At 62.6% G+C, this 17,117-nt stretch carries 19 protein-coding genes and 1 pseudogene; 9 read left to right on the top strand and 11 right to left on the bottom strand.

What is annotated here, in order from left to right; all coding sequences use genetic code 11:
- Nucleotides 1-211 precede the first annotated feature (211 nt).
- The 4 genes from ACODTZ_RS24255 to ACODTZ_RS24240 are packed head-to-tail and all read left to right on the top strand — an operon-like array spanning nucleotide 212 to nucleotide 2,858.
- On the top strand, nucleotides 212-337 hold the full coding sequence (locus ACODTZ_RS24255) for a hypothetical protein (protein WP_489028716.1): 126 nt from the start codon (nucleotides 212-214) through the stop codon (nucleotides 335-337).
- A complete protein-coding gene (locus ACODTZ_RS24250; RefSeq protein ID WP_489028714.1) occupies nucleotides 334-1,074 on the top strand; it encodes a metal ABC transporter ATP-binding protein in 741 nt (246 codons plus the stop codon). Before ACODTZ_RS24255 ends, ACODTZ_RS24250 begins: the two co-directional genes overlap by 4 nt.
- Complete coding sequence (locus ACODTZ_RS24245) at nucleotides 1,071-1,943, top strand: metal ABC transporter permease (protein ID WP_018899069.1); 873 nt, start codon at nucleotides 1,071-1,073, stop codon at nucleotides 1,941-1,943. The genes ACODTZ_RS24250 and ACODTZ_RS24245 overlap by 4 nt, the downstream gene beginning before the upstream one ends.
- Before the next feature lie 15 nt (nucleotides 1,944-1,958).
- Nucleotides 1,959-2,858, top strand: coding sequence for a metal ABC transporter solute-binding protein, Zn/Mn family (locus ACODTZ_RS24240; protein WP_489028712.1), 900 nt, complete (start codon nucleotides 1,959-1,961; stop codon nucleotides 2,856-2,858).
- A 31-nt stretch (nucleotides 2,859-2,889) separates the two neighbouring features.
- On the opposite strand, the gene ACODTZ_RS24235 is transcribed toward ACODTZ_RS24240, so the two are convergent.
- Nucleotides 2,890-3,198: a Dabb family protein gene (locus ACODTZ_RS24235; protein WP_026283108.1), complete on the bottom strand. Its 309-nt coding sequence runs from the start codon at nucleotides 3,196-3,198 to the stop codon at nucleotides 2,890-2,892.
- 136 nt (nucleotides 3,199-3,334) lie between these two features.
- Nucleotides 3,335-5,218 (bottom strand): methyl-accepting chemotaxis protein, encoded by a 1,884-nt coding sequence (locus ACODTZ_RS24230; protein ID WP_489028710.1) that lies wholly within the window; start codon nucleotides 5,216-5,218, stop codon nucleotides 3,335-3,337.
- Nucleotides 5,219-5,521: 303 nt separating this feature from the next.
- Between ACODTZ_RS24230 and fdhA the strand changes: the two genes are divergently transcribed.
- Both fdhA and ACODTZ_RS24220 read left to right on the top strand, forming a co-directional pair.
- Nucleotides 5,522-6,712 carry a formaldehyde dehydrogenase, glutathione-independent gene (fdhA, locus tag ACODTZ_RS24225; RefSeq protein WP_018899073.1) on the top strand — a complete coding sequence of 397 codons (1,191 nt, stop codon included), beginning with the start codon at nucleotides 5,522-5,524 and terminating at the stop codon, nucleotides 6,710-6,712.
- Nucleotides 6,713-7,587: 875 nt separating this feature from the next.
- Complete coding sequence (locus tag ACODTZ_RS24220) at nucleotides 7,588-7,851, top strand: hypothetical protein (RefSeq protein ID WP_489028708.1); 264 nt, start codon at nucleotides 7,588-7,590, stop codon at nucleotides 7,849-7,851.
- Nucleotides 7,852-8,147: 296 nt separating this feature from the next.
- Here ACODTZ_RS24220 and ACODTZ_RS24215 read toward each other — a convergent pair whose 3' ends face one another.
- Nucleotides 8,148-9,050 carry a LysR family transcriptional regulator gene (locus ACODTZ_RS24215; RefSeq protein WP_489028706.1) on the bottom strand — a complete coding sequence of 301 codons (903 nt, stop codon included), beginning with the start codon at nucleotides 9,048-9,050 and terminating at the stop codon, nucleotides 8,148-8,150.
- A gap of 99 nt (nucleotides 9,051-9,149) precedes the next feature.
- On the opposite strand from ACODTZ_RS24215, the gene ACODTZ_RS24210 reads away from it, so the two are divergent.
- Nucleotides 9,150-10,088, top strand: a complete 939-nt coding sequence (locus ACODTZ_RS24210) for an AEC family transporter (RefSeq protein ID WP_489028704.1) — start codon at nucleotides 9,150-9,152, stop codon at nucleotides 10,086-10,088.
- A gap of 28 nt (nucleotides 10,089-10,116) precedes the next feature.
- Here the strand turns inward: ACODTZ_RS24210 and ACODTZ_RS24205 are convergent.
- From ACODTZ_RS24205 to ACODTZ_RS24180, 6 genes and pseudogenes are all read right to left on the bottom strand, one after another.
- A pseudogene (locus tag ACODTZ_RS24205) lies at nucleotides 10,117-10,261 on the bottom strand (endonuclease domain-containing protein); the annotation flags it as partial.
- A 115-nt stretch (nucleotides 10,262-10,376) separates the two neighbouring features.
- Complete coding sequence (gene rnhA / locus ACODTZ_RS24200) at nucleotides 10,377-10,817, bottom strand: ribonuclease HI (RefSeq protein ID WP_018902017.1); 441 nt, start codon at nucleotides 10,815-10,817, stop codon at nucleotides 10,377-10,379.
- Nucleotides 10,814-11,779 (bottom strand): homoserine kinase, encoded by a 966-nt coding sequence (locus tag ACODTZ_RS24195; protein WP_489028701.1) that lies wholly within the window; start codon nucleotides 11,777-11,779, stop codon nucleotides 10,814-10,816. Before ACODTZ_RS24195 ends, rnhA begins: the two co-directional genes overlap by 4 nt.
- 235 nt (nucleotides 11,780-12,014) lie before the next feature.
- Nucleotides 12,015-13,016, bottom strand: coding sequence for a 4-hydroxy-3-methylbut-2-enyl diphosphate reductase (ispH, locus tag ACODTZ_RS24190; RefSeq protein ID WP_489028699.1), 1,002 nt, complete (start codon nucleotides 13,014-13,016; stop codon nucleotides 12,015-12,017).
- 62 nt (nucleotides 13,017-13,078) lie between these two features.
- The gene (locus tag ACODTZ_RS24185; RefSeq protein ID WP_489028697.1) at nucleotides 13,079-13,858 is read right to left on the bottom strand and encodes an SURF1 family protein; all 780 of its coding nucleotides are present in this window, start codon (nucleotides 13,856-13,858) and stop codon (nucleotides 13,079-13,081) included.
- Nucleotides 13,827-14,210, bottom strand: coding sequence for a DUF983 domain-containing protein (locus tag ACODTZ_RS24180; RefSeq protein WP_047507915.1), 384 nt, complete (start codon nucleotides 14,208-14,210; stop codon nucleotides 13,827-13,829). The genes ACODTZ_RS24185 and ACODTZ_RS24180 overlap by 32 nt, the downstream gene beginning before the upstream one ends.
- A 121-nt stretch (nucleotides 14,211-14,331) precedes the next feature.
- On the opposite strand from ACODTZ_RS24180, the gene ACODTZ_RS24175 reads away from it, so the two are divergent.
- Both ACODTZ_RS24175 and ACODTZ_RS24170 read left to right on the top strand, forming a co-directional pair.
- Nucleotides 14,332-14,973, top strand: a complete 642-nt coding sequence (locus tag ACODTZ_RS24175; RefSeq protein ID WP_489028695.1) for a chloramphenicol phosphotransferase CPT family protein — start codon at nucleotides 14,332-14,334, stop codon at nucleotides 14,971-14,973.
- 296 nt (nucleotides 14,974-15,269) lie between these two features.
- Nucleotides 15,270-15,443, top strand: a complete 174-nt coding sequence (locus tag ACODTZ_RS24170) for a hypothetical protein (protein ID WP_197067319.1) — start codon at nucleotides 15,270-15,272, stop codon at nucleotides 15,441-15,443.
- A gap of 124 nt (nucleotides 15,444-15,567) precedes the next feature.
- Here ACODTZ_RS24170 and ACODTZ_RS24165 read toward each other — a convergent pair whose 3' ends face one another.
- Both ACODTZ_RS24165 and ACODTZ_RS24160 read right to left on the bottom strand, forming a co-directional pair.
- Nucleotides 15,568-16,446 (bottom strand): cytochrome c oxidase subunit 3, encoded by an 879-nt coding sequence (locus ACODTZ_RS24165; protein WP_047507917.1) that lies wholly within the window; start codon nucleotides 16,444-16,446, stop codon nucleotides 15,568-15,570.
- A gap of 57 nt (nucleotides 16,447-16,503) precedes the next feature.
- Complete coding sequence (locus ACODTZ_RS24160) at nucleotides 16,504-17,109, bottom strand: cytochrome c oxidase assembly protein (protein ID WP_111561900.1); 606 nt, start codon at nucleotides 17,107-17,109, stop codon at nucleotides 16,504-16,506.
- Nucleotides 17,110-17,117 lie beyond the last annotated feature (8 nt).

The raw sequence follows: 17,117 nt of genomic DNA, 5'->3' as shown, positions 1-17,117 counted from the left end.
TGGAGGCGTGCTTAGATCCTCGGCACCTTGGCCGAGGATGACGACGAGAGCGTGGCGATGCGCCCACCCCCATTTCCCATTTCCCATTCCCCCTCACTATTCTCCACAACCGCTGTCGATCGCCGATATTTCCACTCCGCCCCCTTGCATTGCGCATCGTCATATCGTTATAACGTTACAAAGTAATGTTATTACATACTGAGTACCCGCAATGACCCTCCTCAACAACCTCGCCGCCGGCCTGATGGGCGGATCGGCAATGAGCCGCGTGATCGGCGCCGTTGTCGTCGCAGCCCTGCTCTGGATCGCCATCGCATGGGCGGTGATGCTGCCATGAGCGAAGACCTGATCCGGCTCTCCAATCTCACCGTCGCCTATAACCGGCACCCGGCCGTGCACCACGTCTCCGGCGCGATTACGGCCGGCAGCCTGACGGCCATTGCCGGGCCGAATGGAGCCGGCAAGTCGACGCTGTTGAAGGCGATCATGGGTGAGCTCAGGCCGAGCGAGGGGCGTGTGGAGCATCGGCTGCAGCGCACCGATTTTGGCTACCTGCCGCAGGCGGCCGATATCAACAGGCGGTTTCCGATCTCGGTGCTCGATACCGTGCTGCTTGGCGCATGGCGGCAGGCGGGGGCGTTTTCGCGGGTCTCGGGTGCGGAAATGGTGAAAGCACAAGAGGCGATTTCGGCGGTCGGGCTGGAGGGTTTCGAGCGGCGGCAGATCGGGTCGTTGTCATCGGGCCAATTGCAGCGGGTGCTGTTTGCGCGGCTGCTGCTGCAGGACGCCAAGGTGATCCTGCTCGACGAACCCTTCACCGCGATCGACGCCCGCACCACCCGCGACCTGATCGAGATGATCCGGACCTGGCATGGCGACGGGCGGACAATCGTGGCAGTGCTGCATGATTTCGAGCAGATCCGTGCGCATTTCCCGCAGACGCTGCTTCTCGCCCGCGAGATGATCGACTGGGGGCCGACGGCGACCGCGATGTCGGCGGAGAACCTATTGAAGGCGCGGGCGATGGCCGAGCGCTGGGATGAGGACGCAGACGCCTGCGCGCCCGCCGCATGACCATCTACGATCTCTTCTTCGCGCCCTTCGTCGATTACGGCTTCATGCGCCGGGCGCTGGTCGCGTGCCTTTGCCTCGGGCTCGGTTCCGGGCCGATCGGCGTGTTCCTGATGCTGCGGCGGATGAGCCTGATGGGCGATGCGATGAGCCATGCGATCCTGCCGGGGGCGGCGATCGGCTATCTCGTCGCCGGCTCGCTGTCGCTGACGGCGATGGGGATCGGCGGGCTGGTGGCGGGGCTCGCGGTCGCGCTTCTATCAGGTGCGGTCAGCCGGGTGACTGTGCTGCAGGAGGATGCGAGCTTTGCCAGCTTCTATCTGGCGTCGCTGGCGCTCGGCGTGCTCATCGTCTCGCTGAGAGGTTCCAATATCGACCTGCTGCATGTGCTGTTCGGCACCATCCTCGCCATCGATCCCCCTGCCCTCTACCAGATCGGCGCGATCACGACGCTGACGCTGATCGTGCTCGCCGCGATCTACCGGCCGCTGATCGCCGAATGCTTCGACCCGAGTTTTTTAAGGGCGATCGGCGGGCGTGGTCCGGTCTATCACTTCCTGTTCCTGCTGCTCGTCGTCCTCAACCTCGTCGCCAGCTTCCAGGCGCTTGGCACGCTGATGGCGGTGGGGCTGATGATGCTTCCAGCCGCGATCGCGCAGCTCTGGTCGCGCAGCCTGCCTTCGATGATGCTGGTGGCAGCCTTGAGTGCAGCGGCATCCGGCTATTTCGGGCTGATCGCCTCCTATCATCTTGAGCTCGCCTCCGGGCCGACGATCATCATGACGGCGGCGGCGATCTACGGCTTTTCCATCTTTTTCGCACCGTCGGGCCTTGCCCGGCGTCTTTTCCCCCGCGCCCATCTCAAGGGCTAACCAAAGGATGCTTCTATGCCCCATAGAAGATTGCTTCTTGCCGCCTCGCTTCCAGCGCTGATGGCCTTCTCGGCCATGCCGGCTTCGGCCGAAACGCTCAAGGTCGTGGCCTCGTTCACCGTGCTCGCCGATGTCGTCAGCGAAGTCGGCGGCGACCATGTCGAGGTCAAGAGCCTCGTCGGGCCGAACGGCGACCCCCACGAATTCGAGCCGTCGCCCACCGACGCCAAGAACCTGAAGGCCGCGAAGGTCACCTTCGTCAGCGGCGAAGGGCTGGAAGGCTGGATGGACCGGCTGATTGCTGCGTCGGGCTACAAGGGCACGCCGGTGACCGTCTCCGAGGGCGTGAAGACCCGCACCATGGAAGAGGACGGCAAGACGGTGACCGATCCGCATGTGTGGAACAGCCCCGTCAGCGTCAAGGTCTGGGTCGCCAACATCGAGAAGGCGCTGTCATCGGCCGATCCAGCCGATGCGGCGGCGTTCAAGGCCAATGCCGAGGCTTACACCAAGAAGCTCGACGAGATGGACGCCTATGCCAAGGGGAAGTTCAAGGATATTCCCGAGGACCATCGCAAGGTGCTGACCAGCCATGACGCCTTCGGCTATTTCGGCCGGGAGTATCATGTGAGCTTCCTGGCGCCGCTCGGCGTTTCCACCGAAAGCGAGGCGTCAGCGGCCGAAGTCGCCAAGCTGATCGAGCAGATCAAGGCCGAGCACGTGAAGACCTACTTCTTCGAAAACTCCAACGATCCGCGCCTCGTCAAGCAGATCGCCAAGGCAACGGGGGCTGAGCCCGGCGGCGAGCTCTATGTGGAATCGCTGTCGGATGCCAAGGGCCCGGCATCCACATACGAGAAGATGTTCCGCTACAATGTCGACCAGATCTCCGCCGCCATGGCGAAGGGTAGCTGACGATAGCGAATAGTATTTTCGACCTGCGGGATCAGACCTGCAGGTCGAATACGATCAGGCCGCCGAGGCCGCCATCCAGCGACGAGACGATGCGCTCGCCGACCGCGACATGCTCGGGATGGACGAGATAGGCGTCGCGCGCTTCCGGGCTTTCGAAGGTCACGGCAAAGCCATCGACGAAGCCGGCATGCAGGCCCTCGGGCGAGACGTTCGGGCCGTATTTGATATCCAGAATACCCGGAATAACCTGCTTCAGCGCGACGATCTGCTCGAATAAGGACTGCTTCTCTTCGCCCGTGATGGCCGATTTCAGCCGCATCAGCACTGAGTGCAGGATCATATGTTGCCTCCCGACATGTTGTTATCCGCAAAGCATAGTGGGAATGCGGCTGCGGGCAAGATGCAAAGATTAGCCATGGAAAAAGGCGCGACCGGTGACCGGCCGCGCCTTCTGATCAATAATTGCCGAGTCTCGATCAGGCGGCGGAGCGGCCTGCGAAAGACGACGTCAGGCGATCTGCGAGTGCGCGGGCCGGCGAGTGTACCGGACGCGAGCTTGACGTGGCGGCGCTGACGGTGCGGTCGTCGAGCTTGAACTGCGACAGAAGTTCCAGAAGCGTCGCCGCCTGGGTTGCCAGGCCGTGGCTCGCAGCGGTTGCCTGCTCCACCATGGCCGCGTTCTGCTGGGTGCCCTGGTCCATGAGGTTGACCGAGGTGTTGATCTCGGAAAGGCCGGTCGACTGTTCGCGCGAGGAGAGCACGATCGACTGGACGTTGCGGTTGATCTCCTGCACTTCGGAGACGATCTCCTGAAGCGCCTGGCCGGTACGGCCGACGAGATCGACGCCGCCGCGCACCTGGTCGCCGGACTTGGTGATCAGCTGCTTGATCTCCTTGGCGGCGTTTGCCGAGCGCTGGGCGAGTTCGCGCACTTCCTGGGCCACGACCGCAAAGCCCTTGCCGGCTTCGCCGGCGCGCGCCGCTTCGACGCCTGCGTTCAGCGCAAGCAAGTTGGTCTGGAAGGCGATGTCGTCGATGACGCCGATGATGTTTGAAATCTGGCTCGACGACTGCTCGATTTCCTGCATGGCATCCACCGCTTCGCGGACGATCTCGCCGGAGCGCTCGGCGCCGGCCTGGGTGCGCTTGACCAGCTCGCCAGCGTCACCTGCGCGGCCGGCTGAATCCTTGACCGCGGTCGTGACCTGTTCGAGTGCCGCTGCCGTCTCTTCGACGGAGGCTGCCTGCTGCTCGGTGCGGCGGGAGAGATCGTCGGCCGATGCCTTGATCTCGGCTGCGCCGGCATCGATCATCCGGGCGTTTTCGCCAACGGTGCGCAGCGTTTCCTGCAGACGACCGATCGATTCATTGTAGCTGACGCGCAGCGCGTCCAGCTGGTCGGCGAAGGGCGTTTCGAGACGGTAGGTCATGTCGCCATCCGACAGGCGCTGCAGGCCGACGCCGAGGCCATCGACTGCGAAGCGGACGTCTTCGGCTTCACGCGCCTTCTGCGCTTCGCGGGCAATCCGCTCGTTTTCGCTGAGGCCGCGATTGGCTTCCGTTTCGCGCTCCAGGCGTTCGCGTTCCAGCGCGTTGTTGCGGAAGACGGCGACAGCGGCTGCCATTTCGCCGATCTCGTCGCGGCGGGCGCCGTGCGGGATCTCGTGGCTGTTGTCGCCCGATGCAAGCTGGTTCATCGCGCCGGTGATGTCGCTGATCGGACGCGCCACGCGGAAGAAGGAGATGAAGGCGGCAACGATGGCGAGCAGGGCTGCGATCGCGACGGCCGTGAAGGTCGAGATCCGGGCGAAGCTGACGACATCGCTGGAGATCGCAATCGACTGCGCCGCCAGATCCTTGTTGTTGTCCACCACGCCCTTGATGATGCCGCTGGCTTCAGCGCCGATCGGGTCCATGTTCTCGACCATGAACGGCTTCAGGTTCGCCTGTTCGCCCGAGGTCGCCATCTTCGCGATCGTCGTGCCGAACTCGTCATAGGCGCGGAAGTCCTTCTTCAGCGTCTCGACCTTGGCGCGGGTGGCCGGCAGCGTGACGCGGGTCTCGAAGGAGTTGAGTGCGTCATCGCGGATGGCACGCGCGTCGTCCACCGCCTTCTGATGTGCGGCGATCTCCTGCGGCCCGGTGGCCGACAGCATGGCCATGACATTGCGGCGCTGATCGCCGAAGCTCTTGTCGAGCGCCGCCAGGAAGGCGTTACCGGTCATGTTGCGGACCATCAGCTGCGACTGCGTTTCCAGATTGGAAATGGAATTGAGCGCCAAGCCGCCCTGAATGACACCCAAGACAACAACGCCGCCAAAGAGCGCTGGTATCAGTGTCCTGATCTTCAAATTCATCATCGTAAGCCCCGGTGTTTCTTCAATCTTTTTCGATCTGGCCCTCCTCAACCGCTGACAGGTTTGACAAATCGCAATTTAGAAATACTTACCGGAGGGGCTGTTGCGGCGAAATGTAGCAAGTCCTTGTAGTCGCGTAGGCAAGTATACAGCGCGATGGATCACGGCTTCGAGATGGCCGTTTCGGGCGGAAAAACCGTCGTAAACGGGACGACGTCGGCGACATTCTCCTCTAAGCTGCGACGCATGACCGCACGGGAAGAGGAGCCCGCGCGTACCGCAGCATTTTCAACGGAGGAGATGAAAATGAGCAAGAACCGTGGCGTCGTCTACATGCGGCCCGGCGTTGTCGAAATCCATGACATCGATGATCCGAAGCTTGAGGCACCCGATGGGCGCCGCATCGAGCATGGCGTGATCCTGAAGGTGATCTCGACCAATATCTGCGGATCGGACCAGCACATGGTGCGCGGCCGCACCACGGCGATGCCGGGGCTTGTTCTCGGCCATGAAATCACCGGCCAGATTATCGAAAAGGGCATCGACGTCGAGATGCTCGAGGTCGGCGACATCGTCTCCGTGCCCTTCAATGTCGCCTGCGGCCGCTGCCGTTGCTGCAAGTCGCAGGACACCGGCGTCTGCCTCACCGTCAACCCGTCGCGCGCCGGCGGCGCCTATGGCTATGTCGACATGGGCGGGTGGATCGGCGGGCAGGCCCGCTACGTCACCATCCCCTATGCCGACTTCAACCTCCTGAAAATTCCGGATCGCGACCGGGCGATGGAGAAGATCCGCGATCTCACCATGCTCTCCGACATCCTGCCGACGGGCTTCCATGGCGCGGTGCGCGCCGGCGTCGGCGTCGGCTCGACCGTCTATGTCGCGGGCGCCGGCCCCGTCGGGCTTGCGGCTGCCGCTTCCGCCCGCATCCTCGGCGCTGCCGTCGTGATGATCGGCGACTTCAACAAGGATCGCCTGGCGCATGCCGCCCGCGTCGGTTTCGAGCCGATCGATCTGTCGAAGAGCGACCGTCTCGGCGACATGATCGCGCAGGTGACTGGCAGTAACGAGGTGGACAGCGCCATCGACGCCGTCGGCTTCGAGGCGCGCGGCCATTCGGGTGGCGAGCAGCCGGCGATCGTGCTCAACCAGATGATGGACATCACCCGCGCCGCCGGCTCGATCGGCATTCCCGGCCTCTACGTGACCGAGGACCCGGGCGCCGTCGACAGCGCGGCCAAGACCGGCAATCTGTCGCTGCGCTTCGGGCTCGGCTGGGCCAAGGCGCAATCCTTCCACACCGGCCAGACGCCGGTGCTGAAGTATAACCGGCAGCTGATGCAGGCGATCCTCCACGACCGCCTGCCGATCGCCGATATCGTCAACGCCAAGGTGATCCCGCTCGAAGAGGCCGTGCAGGGCTATGAGAGCTTCGACCACGGGGCGGCGACGAAATTCGTGCTCGACCCGCATGGGGATGTGGCGAAGGCGGCTTGAGCGGTATGAGGATGAGGGGGTGGCTGGCGTTGTGCCGTGTGGCCCCCTCACCCTACCCTCTCCCCGCTGGGGAGAGGGTGGCCCGAAGGGTCGGATGAGGGGGCCGCTGGCGCTGACGTTAGCCACTTTCGAAACTCCCACCCACAAAACAACATGCCTCTACCCCGGCAGGTTTTACCCCCGGCTGATACGGCATCTGATCGGACGGGGCGCCAGAAGCTGCCTCGTAAATAGTTTAGTTTTATTGACACCTTCCGGCGCCCCGTTCGGCGGTCTGCAATCGTGTCCTGGTTCCTTTACCGGGTGATCGGCATCTTTTCAGAGATATGCTCGCGGGGTTGTTCTTGTTCTTGAAGCTTTCGCTCCCCGGGCATCCCGAAGGGCCGTCTTGATCGACGCCAGGAGGGCCTCCACGGACCTGTCGCCCGCGGCACCCCGGCGCCGTTCCGCAAAACCCTTTCGGGCTTACGGTCGGCCAGTCGCCGTCCCTTATGTGCATAGGCGCGTGGTATCGGCGAACCGACCTATGCGCCCGCACACCAACTCTTCGCTGGCGGGACCATTCCGCAACGCCCCTCGTTTCACCCTGCGTCAGGGGCTTCCCGAAAGCGCCGGTCCCGCCTCGCCGGTAACGCAACCGGTGTATCCGAAGATGGGACGGGGTGATGATGGCGCAGGCGGCGAGCGCGGGGAAAATGTGTGGTGTAAGCGGTTGATATTGCAGCGTGTGGAGGTGAGATGAGAGAAGAAGGCGAACGTGGGATGGAGAGGCGTTTATTGATATCAGGATCAGCTCGACTTAGCCAAAGTGATAACGTTCTTAAAACACCGAGTTCCAGCATCATGCCAACCTGCATCAAGCTAGAGGAGCCGCAATGAGCGCTCGACTGTCGACAGCCATCAGAATCGGAGATGCCGCCAGGGCAATACTTCGGAAAACTCGGAGCTTTCCTGACGGGGGATTTGGGGAATGCGAAGACTTAAGGCATGGCAACCACATTGGCGTCGAGCCTATGCTTATGGCACTTTCCATGGAATTGGCGCTGAAAGCATGGTTCGTCTTCGACTACGATGATCCAAACGTCGCCAAATCGCATGATCTTCTAAAGCTGTTTGATAGTTTAAAGCCGGAAAGCTAAGAAAAACTCGACGCCGAATTTAAAAGATCAGTCGTCCCGTATCATCCCAACTGCCTTTTCATGGACTACGGCATTCGTCACATCTTGTTTCAACACAAGGATGCTTTCATCGACTGGCGCTACCTTCATGAAGGAGGCAAAACAATGAGTTTTGAGCAGAGCGCCTTCGAGGCGACGCTCGAAATGGTTCTGCGTGAGTTCGAAAAGCGATACTACGTCGAGCCGTTTAAGCCTCTCTTGTCATCGTGACATACGCCCGGATCGAAGGCGCACTCGCAAAGGGTGTATTCCGGCAATTATCCCGGGGCTCGAAGTGAAAGCGCCCCACCCAACCTCTCCGCCACCTCAAACAGCGCCGGCACCGCCGGATTGCTCGACGCAGCCGAAGCACAGAGCACGATGTCGAACTCCGGCGCATCCTTGATCGGCCGGGAGATCAGCCCTTCCGCCAAGTCCGCGCACAAAGACTGCGGGATGAGCGCGATGCCCAGGCCTTCGGCGACGAGGCGGATGATGGTGTGCTGCAGGCGGGGTTCGAGGGCGAAATGCGGGACGACGCCTGGGGAGGCGCAGTAGTTGCGGATGGCGTCGCGCAGGGTCGGCGTCACGCTTGCGGGGGCGGCGATCAGGCGTTCGCTTGCGAGATCGGTTGGGCCGGCGATGTCGAGTTCGGCCAGGCGGTGATCTCCAGGCACGATCAGGCGCAGGCGGTCGCGGGCGAGAAGCGTGGTGCGCAGATGCGTCGCCGGGCTGCCGCCGAAGGTGACGGCAGCGTCGAGGCGGCCTTCGATCAGCATCTCCTCGATGTCGGTCGGTAGGCGCTCCTCGAGCGCGAGGCGGACATCGGGGCGCGCCTCGGAATACAATCTCACCAGTGCCGGGACGACGCTGTAGGCGGCGTTCATCATGAAGCCGAGTTTCAGCTCACCCTTCACGCCCGATGCGACCAGCTGCACGTCGCGGCAGGCGGCGTCAAAACGCTCGAGCACCGCGCGGCACTCCTCCAGAAAATGCTTGCCCGCCGCTGTCAGCGCGACGTTGCGGGAATTGCGCTCGAAGAGGCGAGCGCCGAGCGTCTTCTCGATCGCCGCGATCTGCCGGCTGAAGGGCGGCTGGCTCATGTTCATGCGCGCCGCCGCGTGGCCGAAGTGCAGCGTCTCGGCGAGCGCCACGAAATAGCGCATGTGGCGCGTGTCCATTTCATACCTCTGGAGTATCAATCAGCGATGATACCAACATTGGATTATATCGGTATCAGGGGCTAGACAATGGTCTTTGCAACCTGAGTTTCCTCCCCAATGCTGACCAATCTCCTCATCGTGCTCCCCATCTTCGCGCTGATCCTGACCGGATGGATCGCGCGCAAGACCGACGCGCTCGGCCCCAATGCGACGCGCGAGGTGAACCGGCTGGTGGTCTATCTTGCGCTGCCGGCCCTGCTCTTCGACATCATGGCCAATGCGAAGCTATCGCAAATCTGGCAGCCGGGCTTCATCCTCGCCTTCACCTCGGGCTGCGCCATCATCTTCTGCGCGACGCTCTGGTGGCGGATGGCCAAGGGCCGGCATCTGGCCGATGCGGCGATCGACAGCCTGAACGCCAGCTACGCCAATACGGGCTTCGTCGGCTTTCCGCTGGTGCTTTCTGTTGTCGGCGACAACGGCATGGCGCCGACCCTGATCGCGACGATCGTCACCGTCTGCGTGCTCTTCGCCGTCGCCATCGTCTTGATCGAGGGCGGGCTGCAATCGGAGACGCGGCGGCGCGATATCGCCAGGAAGACCTTCCTCTCGCTGGCCAAAAACCCGCTTTTGATCGCGCCGGTGGTGGGCGCGCTGTTCATGGTCTTGGGCGTTTCGCTGCCGGCGCCGGTGCATGCGTTTCTAAAACTTCTCGGCGGGGCGGCCTCGCCCTGCGCGCTGATTGCGCTCGGGCTGTTTCTGGCCGGATCGAAGGCGGGGGCGGCAACCGAGCGGGCGGCGACGGCGGGGATACTCGTCGGGCTGAAGCTGGTTGCGCAGCCTTTGGTGACTTGGGTCATCGCCGGGCCGCTGCTGCATCTGCCGCCGGTTGCGGTGCATACCTGCGTGCTGCTCGCGGCGCTGCCGACGGGGACCGGGCCGTTCATGCTGGCGGAGTTTTATGGGCGCGAGGCGAGTTTGACGGGGCGCATGGTGCTGGCCTCGACGGTGCTGTCGATTGGGACGATTTCGGCTTATTTGGCGGTTTCTGGGTGAGCGGCCGGTAAGAAATGTTTTGCCGTGTGGCCCCCTCATCCGCCCTTCGGGCACCTTCTCCCCTATGGGGCGAAGGGAAGATGGAGCAAGCGGGCCGCCACGAGTCCCTTCTCCCCAGCGGGGAGAAGATGCCGGCAGGCAGATGAGGGGGCCACGGGTGAGGTGTTTAAGATAATGATTCTGATGGACAAGTTGGGGCCCGGAACCCCCTCATCCCCGGTGCAACTAGTTGCACCTGAACCCTTCGAGCCACCCTCTCCCCGCTGGGGAGAAGGGAAAGCCCCCGCCCTACCGCTTCTTGAACGGCTCCATGCCCTTGCGGGCCAGCTCGTCGGCGCGTTCGTTTTCCGGGTGGCCGGCGTGGCCCTTGACCCAGTGCCACTTGACCTTGTGGCGCTGGTTGGCGGCGTCGAGCGCCTGCCAGAGTTCGCCGTTCTTCACCGGCTTCTTGTCAGCCGTTTTCCAGCCGTTCTTCTTCCAGCCGAATATCCACTTGGAGATGCCGTCCATGACGTATTTGCTGTCGGTGTGGAGATCGACCTCGCAGGCGCTTTTCAGCGCCGTCAGCGCCGAGATGGCGGCCAAGAGTTCCATGCGGTTGTTGGTGGTTTCCGCCTCGCCACCGCAGAGCTCCTTTTCGACCTCGCCATAGCGCAGCACCGCGCCCCAGCCGCCGGGGCCGGGATTTCCGGAGCAGGCGCCGTCGGTGTAGATGTCGACGTGCTTCATGGCGTAAGCCCGTATTCTGCGGCGGATTTGATCTGCCGGTGGAAGCGCAGCTTGCGCAGGTATTCGAGCGGGTCTTTCTTCGTGACCATCGCGCCCTCGGGCGTCATCAGCCAGTCGTAGAGGCGAGTGAGGAAGAAGCGCAGGGCCGATCCGCGCGAGAGGATCGGAAGTGCCGCCAGTTCGGCGTCGCTCAGCGGTCGCACGCTGGTATAGCCCTCGAGCATCGCCATGCCCTTGGTGATGTTATAGGCGCCGTCCTTTTCGAAGCACCAGGCGTTCAAGATGATCGAGACGTCGTAGGCGAGCAGATCGTTGCAGGCGAAGTAGAAATCGATCAGGCCCGAGAGATCGTCGCCCAGGAAGAAGACGTTGTCGGGGAAGAGATCGGCGTGGATGACGCCGGAGGGGAGATCCTTAGGCCAGTTCGCCGAGAGAAAATCGAGTTCGCCGCGGATTTCGGCCTGCAGGCCCTTCTCGACCTCGTCGGCGCGGGCTTCAGACTTGTCCCACAGCACCTGCCAGCCCTCGACGGAGAGCGCGTTCGGGCGCTTGAGGTCGAAACCCTCGCCGGCGATGTGCATGCGGGCGAGCGCCTTGCCGACTTCACGGCAGTGTTTCGCTTCCGGCTTGCGCAGCCACATACCTTCGAGGAAGGAGATCAGCGCCGCCGGGCGATCCGACAGCTGGCCGAGCAGCGCGCCATCCTTGCGCGGCAAGGGCAGCGGGCAGGACAGGCCGCGGGCGGAGAGATGCTGCATCAGGCCGAGGAAGAACGGCAGGTCTGTCTTCTCGACGCGCTTTTCGTAGAGCGTCAGGATCAGCGGGTCCTTCGACGTATGCAGCAGGAAGTTGCTGTTCTCGACGCCCTCGGCAATGCCCTTGTAGGACAACAGCGTGCCGGCGTCATATTCCGTCAGGAACCACTTCAGATCGTCTTCGGAGATATCGGTGTAGACTGCCAAGGCGGGCTCTCGTTTTCGGTTTGGTGCTTCGGTCGGCTTCGGGCGGCGCAGATATTACCCCCCTCTGCCCTGCCGGGCATCTCCCCCACAAGGGGGGAGATTGGGTGAGGCGAGCATCTTCCCCAAACAATTGTCGTTGGCGATGGCGCAGGGAGCAAGCGGCTGGCCGATCTCCCCCCTTGTGGGGGAGATGTCCGGCAGGACAGAGGGGGGTGGCCCACTCTCCGACCACCGATTATCCGTTCACGAACGCCATGTCCGCCGTCGTCAGCTCGATGTCGCGCAGTTCGCGGTTGACGAGGAAGTGCTCGTTTTCCTGAACCGTCTCGGCAAGCTCGACGCGGGCATCGAAACGGGCGCGAAACGCCTCGATGATCTCGTTGACGATCACCTCGGGGGCCGAGGCGCCGGCTGAGAGGCCGAGCGTTCCGACGTGGCCGATATCGTCCCAATCGAGCTCGGAGGCGCGCTGCACCAGGATCGATTTCTTCGCCCCTGCCCTCAGCGCCACTTCGACGAGGCGCTTGGAATTGGACGAGTTGGGCGCGCCGACGATGATGAAGAGATCGCAGCCGGGGGCCGCCTGTTTGACGACTTCCTGGCGGTTGGTCGTGGCATAGCAGATCGAATCGGCCGAGGGCGCCGTCAGGTTCGGGAAACGCTCCTGCAGGCGGGCGATGACGCCGGCCGTGTCGTCGACCGAGAGCGTGGTCTGCGTGACATAGCCGAGATTGTCGGGATCGACGGGCTCGTAAAGATCGACATCTGCGATGGTCTCGACCAGCGACACGGCGCCTTCCGGGAGCTGGCCCATGGTGCCGATCACCTCGGGGTGGCCGGCATGGCCGATCAGGACCACGTGGCGGCCGAGCTTGTTGTGGCGCATGGCCTGCTTGTGGACCTTGGAGACCAGCGGGCATGTGGCGTCGAGATAGAAGAGGTTGCGTGTGGTCGCATCCTCCGGCACCGATTTCGGCACGCCGTGGGCGGAGAAGACGACCGGCTGGGTGCGATGCTCTTCCGGGATCTCGTTCAGCTCCTCGACGAAGACGGCGCCCTTGGCTTCCAGTCCCTCGACGACATAGCGGTTATGAACGATCTCATGCCTGACATAGACGGGCGCGCCATAGGATTTCAACGCCAGAACGACGATCTGGATCGCCCGGTCGACGCCGGCGCAGAAGCCGCGCGGCCCGCAGAGCCTGATCGTCAGTGGAGGTTTCGCCGCAATATTCATGTCTTTTCCGGTTAATGCAGATGTGCGTCTCTAGCCCAATATAGGCAGAAATTGAAGCGATACTATTGCGCCGGCGGATTGCCGCGCTTGCGCAAGCGCGCGACGACGACGATCACGACCAGCGTTAAGGCGAGACCATACCAGGTGAAGGCGTATTGCAGGTGGTTGTTGGGCAGGTCGACCTCGGTGACGCCGCCGATCGGCATGCCCTTGGGATTGGGCGTATCATCGGCATCGACGAAGAAGGGCACGACGGCAGCCTTGTCGAGCCCGGTGCTCGAGGCCATCACATCGAGGTCCTTCCAGTAGAAGATGTTCTTGGCGACGTCGTTATCGGGCACGACCCAGGACGGCTTGCTCGGGAGTTTGCTGCGGGCGAGACCGTTGACGGTCTGCTCGCCCGTCAGCTGGCCCTGCATGCGCATTTCCGGTTCCTTGTTGTCGTAGGGAACGAAGCCGCGATTGACGAAGACATCTCGGCCGTCTGCAAGCTGCAGCGGCGTGTAGACGTAAAATCCGGTCTGGCCGCGCCAGGTGGCGAAGAAGTGGCGTTCGCGGCTGTTGTCGTAGACGCCTGTCGCGGTGACGCGGCGGTATTCGATATCCTCGCCCTTGGCGGCCATGGCCTCGATATCGGACAAGGGGACTACGGGTGCTGCGAGGCGGGCGGCGATATCAGCGAGCAGGCCTTCCTTCCAGTGCAGCCGCTCGACCTGCCAGGTACCAAGCGCGATCAGGATGGCGAGCGCGACGAGGACCGCGATGGCGGTCAGGACGGATCGCGTGCGGCGGCGGGCAGCGGCTGTGGCATCAATCACGGGAGAGACGTCCTTCACGGGCATTGTGGCGGTATTGCATGGCGATGAGGATGCCCTTGCACCAGCGTAGCGCCAGCAGCGAGAGGATGATCGTCAGCGGCGCGAAGAGCAGGATATGCAGCCAGATCGGCGGCGAATAGTTCACCTCCAGCCACAGCACCGAGCCGATGACGATGAAGCCGACGATCAGGATGACGAAGACGGCCGGGCCATCGCCGGCGTCGGCAAAGGCATAGTCGAGACCGCAGGCGGCGCAGCGCGGCTTCAGGCCCAGCAAACCATTGAAAAGCTTGCCGTTACCACAGCGCGGGCAGCAGCCGCGAATGCCTGTTTTCAAAGGATCCACAGGCGGGAAATGCGCGCTGTCCTCGTTCATGCTATCCTCCCGACGCGGTGAGTCACCGCCATACTGTCACCCATAATGTAATCGAAATGCGAAGTGAAATGCCTGCGCGATTTCGCCTCACTGATTCGCGCCAAACAAAAGAAGAAAATATATGTCCGAGGAAAACCCTGCCGCTCAGATCGTCATCCTGAACGGCGCACCGCGCAGCGGAAAATCATCGATCGCCAAGGCGATCCAGGACGAGTTCGACGGCCCGTGGATGAACCTCGGCGTCGATGCCTATAACGGCATGACGCCGGAGCGCTATCTGCCGGGCATCGGCCTGCGTCCCGGCGGCGAGCGGCCCGATCTTGAGGAGATGGTACCGTTCTTCTACGCCGCACTCTACGAGACCATCGCCATCCATGTCGGCCTCGGCCTCAACGTCGTCGCCGATCTCGGGCACCACGATTTCTATTCGCAACCGCTCGGCATTCTCGCCGACTGCGCCCGCCGGCTGGAAGGTTTTCCGGTTCTGTTCGTCGGCGTGCACTGCCCGCTCGACACGATCATGCGCCGCCGCGAGATCCGCATGCCGGGTCGCGAGGGGCTCTACGACCAGGCAAGCGCCGAGGACCCGATCCCCGATTCGGTGCAGCGCTGGCAGGACCATGTGCACCAGCCGGGCATCTACGATCTGGAAGTGGACACGTCGCTGCTGACGCCGCTGGAGTGCGCCGAGATCATCCGGCAGACGCTCGATATCGGCATTCCCAGGCCGTCGGCGTTCGAGCGGATCGCGGAAGCGCGGTAGGGGCCGGTAGAAGCGGACTTCCTGCGCCGGTGAACCGTGGATGTGGCTAACTCAGCACCCGGAGCCCCCTCATCCGCCCTTCGGGCACCTTCTCCCCGCGGGGAGAAGGGAAAAGCGGCACCCTCTGCGGTCTCTTCCCCTCTCCCCTCGGGGAGAGGGTAGGGTGAGGGGGGCCACTGGTGAGACACTGCTACGGAGGTCCGCACGGGCCATTGCCGTCATCCATACCCCATGCTGCTTGAAATTGTATTCAGATCTACAAACATTACATAGGTAGAGAACGAGGAGGTTTTGGCGTGGCGCTATTGAAGTATGTTTCGATACTTTCTGCTTCGTACTTCCTGATCGTCCTCCTAAGCGTGGCGGCTTTTGGAGAACCAAACTGGGGAGGTTGCCTGCTGCTTCTGGTGTTCGCGGAATTTTCTCGTCTTTTTACGGTTTGGTTTAACCTCGCCTTGCGTGGAAAATAGCATCAGCAAACTGACCTCGTCGTACCGCCCACCATAAAAAATGCGGAGCCACCTCTCGATGACCCCGCATCTGCGTTACCGGCAGGCCCCACGGCCCGCCCTTTCAATCCAACAGCCGCAGCCCTCACCCGGCCGCGAGCGGTGCGCCCCAGCCGCCCCAGACGTAGATCGAGAAGAACAGGAAGAGCCAGACCACGTCGACGAAGTGCCAGTACCAGGCGGCCGCTTCGAAGCCGAAGTGTTGCTTGGGGGTGAAATCGCCGCGTATGGCGCGGATCAGGCAGACGATCAGGAAGATCGTGCCGACGAGCACGTGGAAGCCGTGGAAGCCGGTCGCCATGAAGAAGGTGGCGCCGTAGATCGAGTTCTTGAAGGCGAACGGCGCGTGCGCGTATTCGTAGGCCTGGACGCTGGAGAACAGGACGCCAAGCAGCACCGTCAACGTCAGGCCCTGGATGAGGCCCTTGCGGTCGTTGTGCAGCAGCGCGTGGTGCGCCCAGGTGACCGTGGTGCCCGAGAGCAGCAGGATGACGGTGTTGTAGATCGGCAGGTGCCAGGGGTCGAGCACCTCGATGCCCTTCGGCGGCCACTGACCACCGGTGAAGGCCAGACGCGAGGCCTGGATGGCTTCGTGCGGATAGAGGCTGGCGTCGAAATAGGCCCAGAACCAGGCCACGAAGAACATCACCTCCGAGGCGATGAACATGATCATGCCGTAGCGCAGATGCAGCGAGACGACGCGGGTGTGGGCGCCCTCATGGGCTTCCTTGACGGTATCGGCCCACCAGCCGAACATCACGTAAAGAACGACCGCAAGGCCGATGAAGAACAGCCAGGGATGGGCCCATTCGATGCCGAAGATGTGCAGCGAGCCGCCGTTGAGATAGCGCATGTAGCCGACGCCGCCAAAGGTCATGACGAAGGCGCCGAACGACGCCAATATCGGCCACGGGCTCGGATCTATGATGTGATAATCGTGATGTTTCTGATGCGCTTCGGCCATTTGGACTCCCCCGGACCTATCCTCTCCGCTCCGGCTTAGCCGGAAACGAACCCAGTATCAAAGTTTCTTTTCAAGCGTTTGCGTTCCATCCTCGCGCGAAGCCACCGGCTTCGGTCCTTCCTTCGGATAGAACGTGTAAGACAAGGTAACGGTGTGGATATCCTTGGATTCCACGGCCTTGACGATATCGGCGTCGATGTAGAAGACGACAGGCATATCCAGCTTCTCGCCCGGCTGCAGCACGGTCTCGTTGAAGCAGAAGCACTGCACCTTGTTGAAATAGACACCCGCCTCGCCCGGCGTGACGTTGAACACGGCCTGGCCGCGCTGCGGCTGATCGGACTTGTTGACGGCGGTGAAATTCACCTGGATCGTTTCGCCGATGCGCGGATTGACCTCGCGCTCGACGGGCTTGAACTCCCAATCCAGCCCCGGCGCGACATTGGCGTCGAAGGTGACGCGCATCTTGCGGTCGAGGATGACAGTCGAGGCCTGCTCGACGCGCTGCGTCGTGCCGTTATAGCCGGTCAGCTGACAGAACATGCGATAGAGCGGCACGGCGGCATAACTTGCCGCGCCCATGCCGAAGACGAAGGCAAGGCACATGAAAACGACGGCGCCATTGTTGCGCGGTTTTCTCGGCGTGCTTTGCGCTTCGCTCATCTCATGCC

The sequence above is a fragment of the Rhizobium sp. FG113 genome (assembly GCF_057809895.1).
The sequence above is the reverse complement of the archived record's forward strand: the minus strand, read 5'-3'. Positions and strand labels throughout refer to the sequence as shown.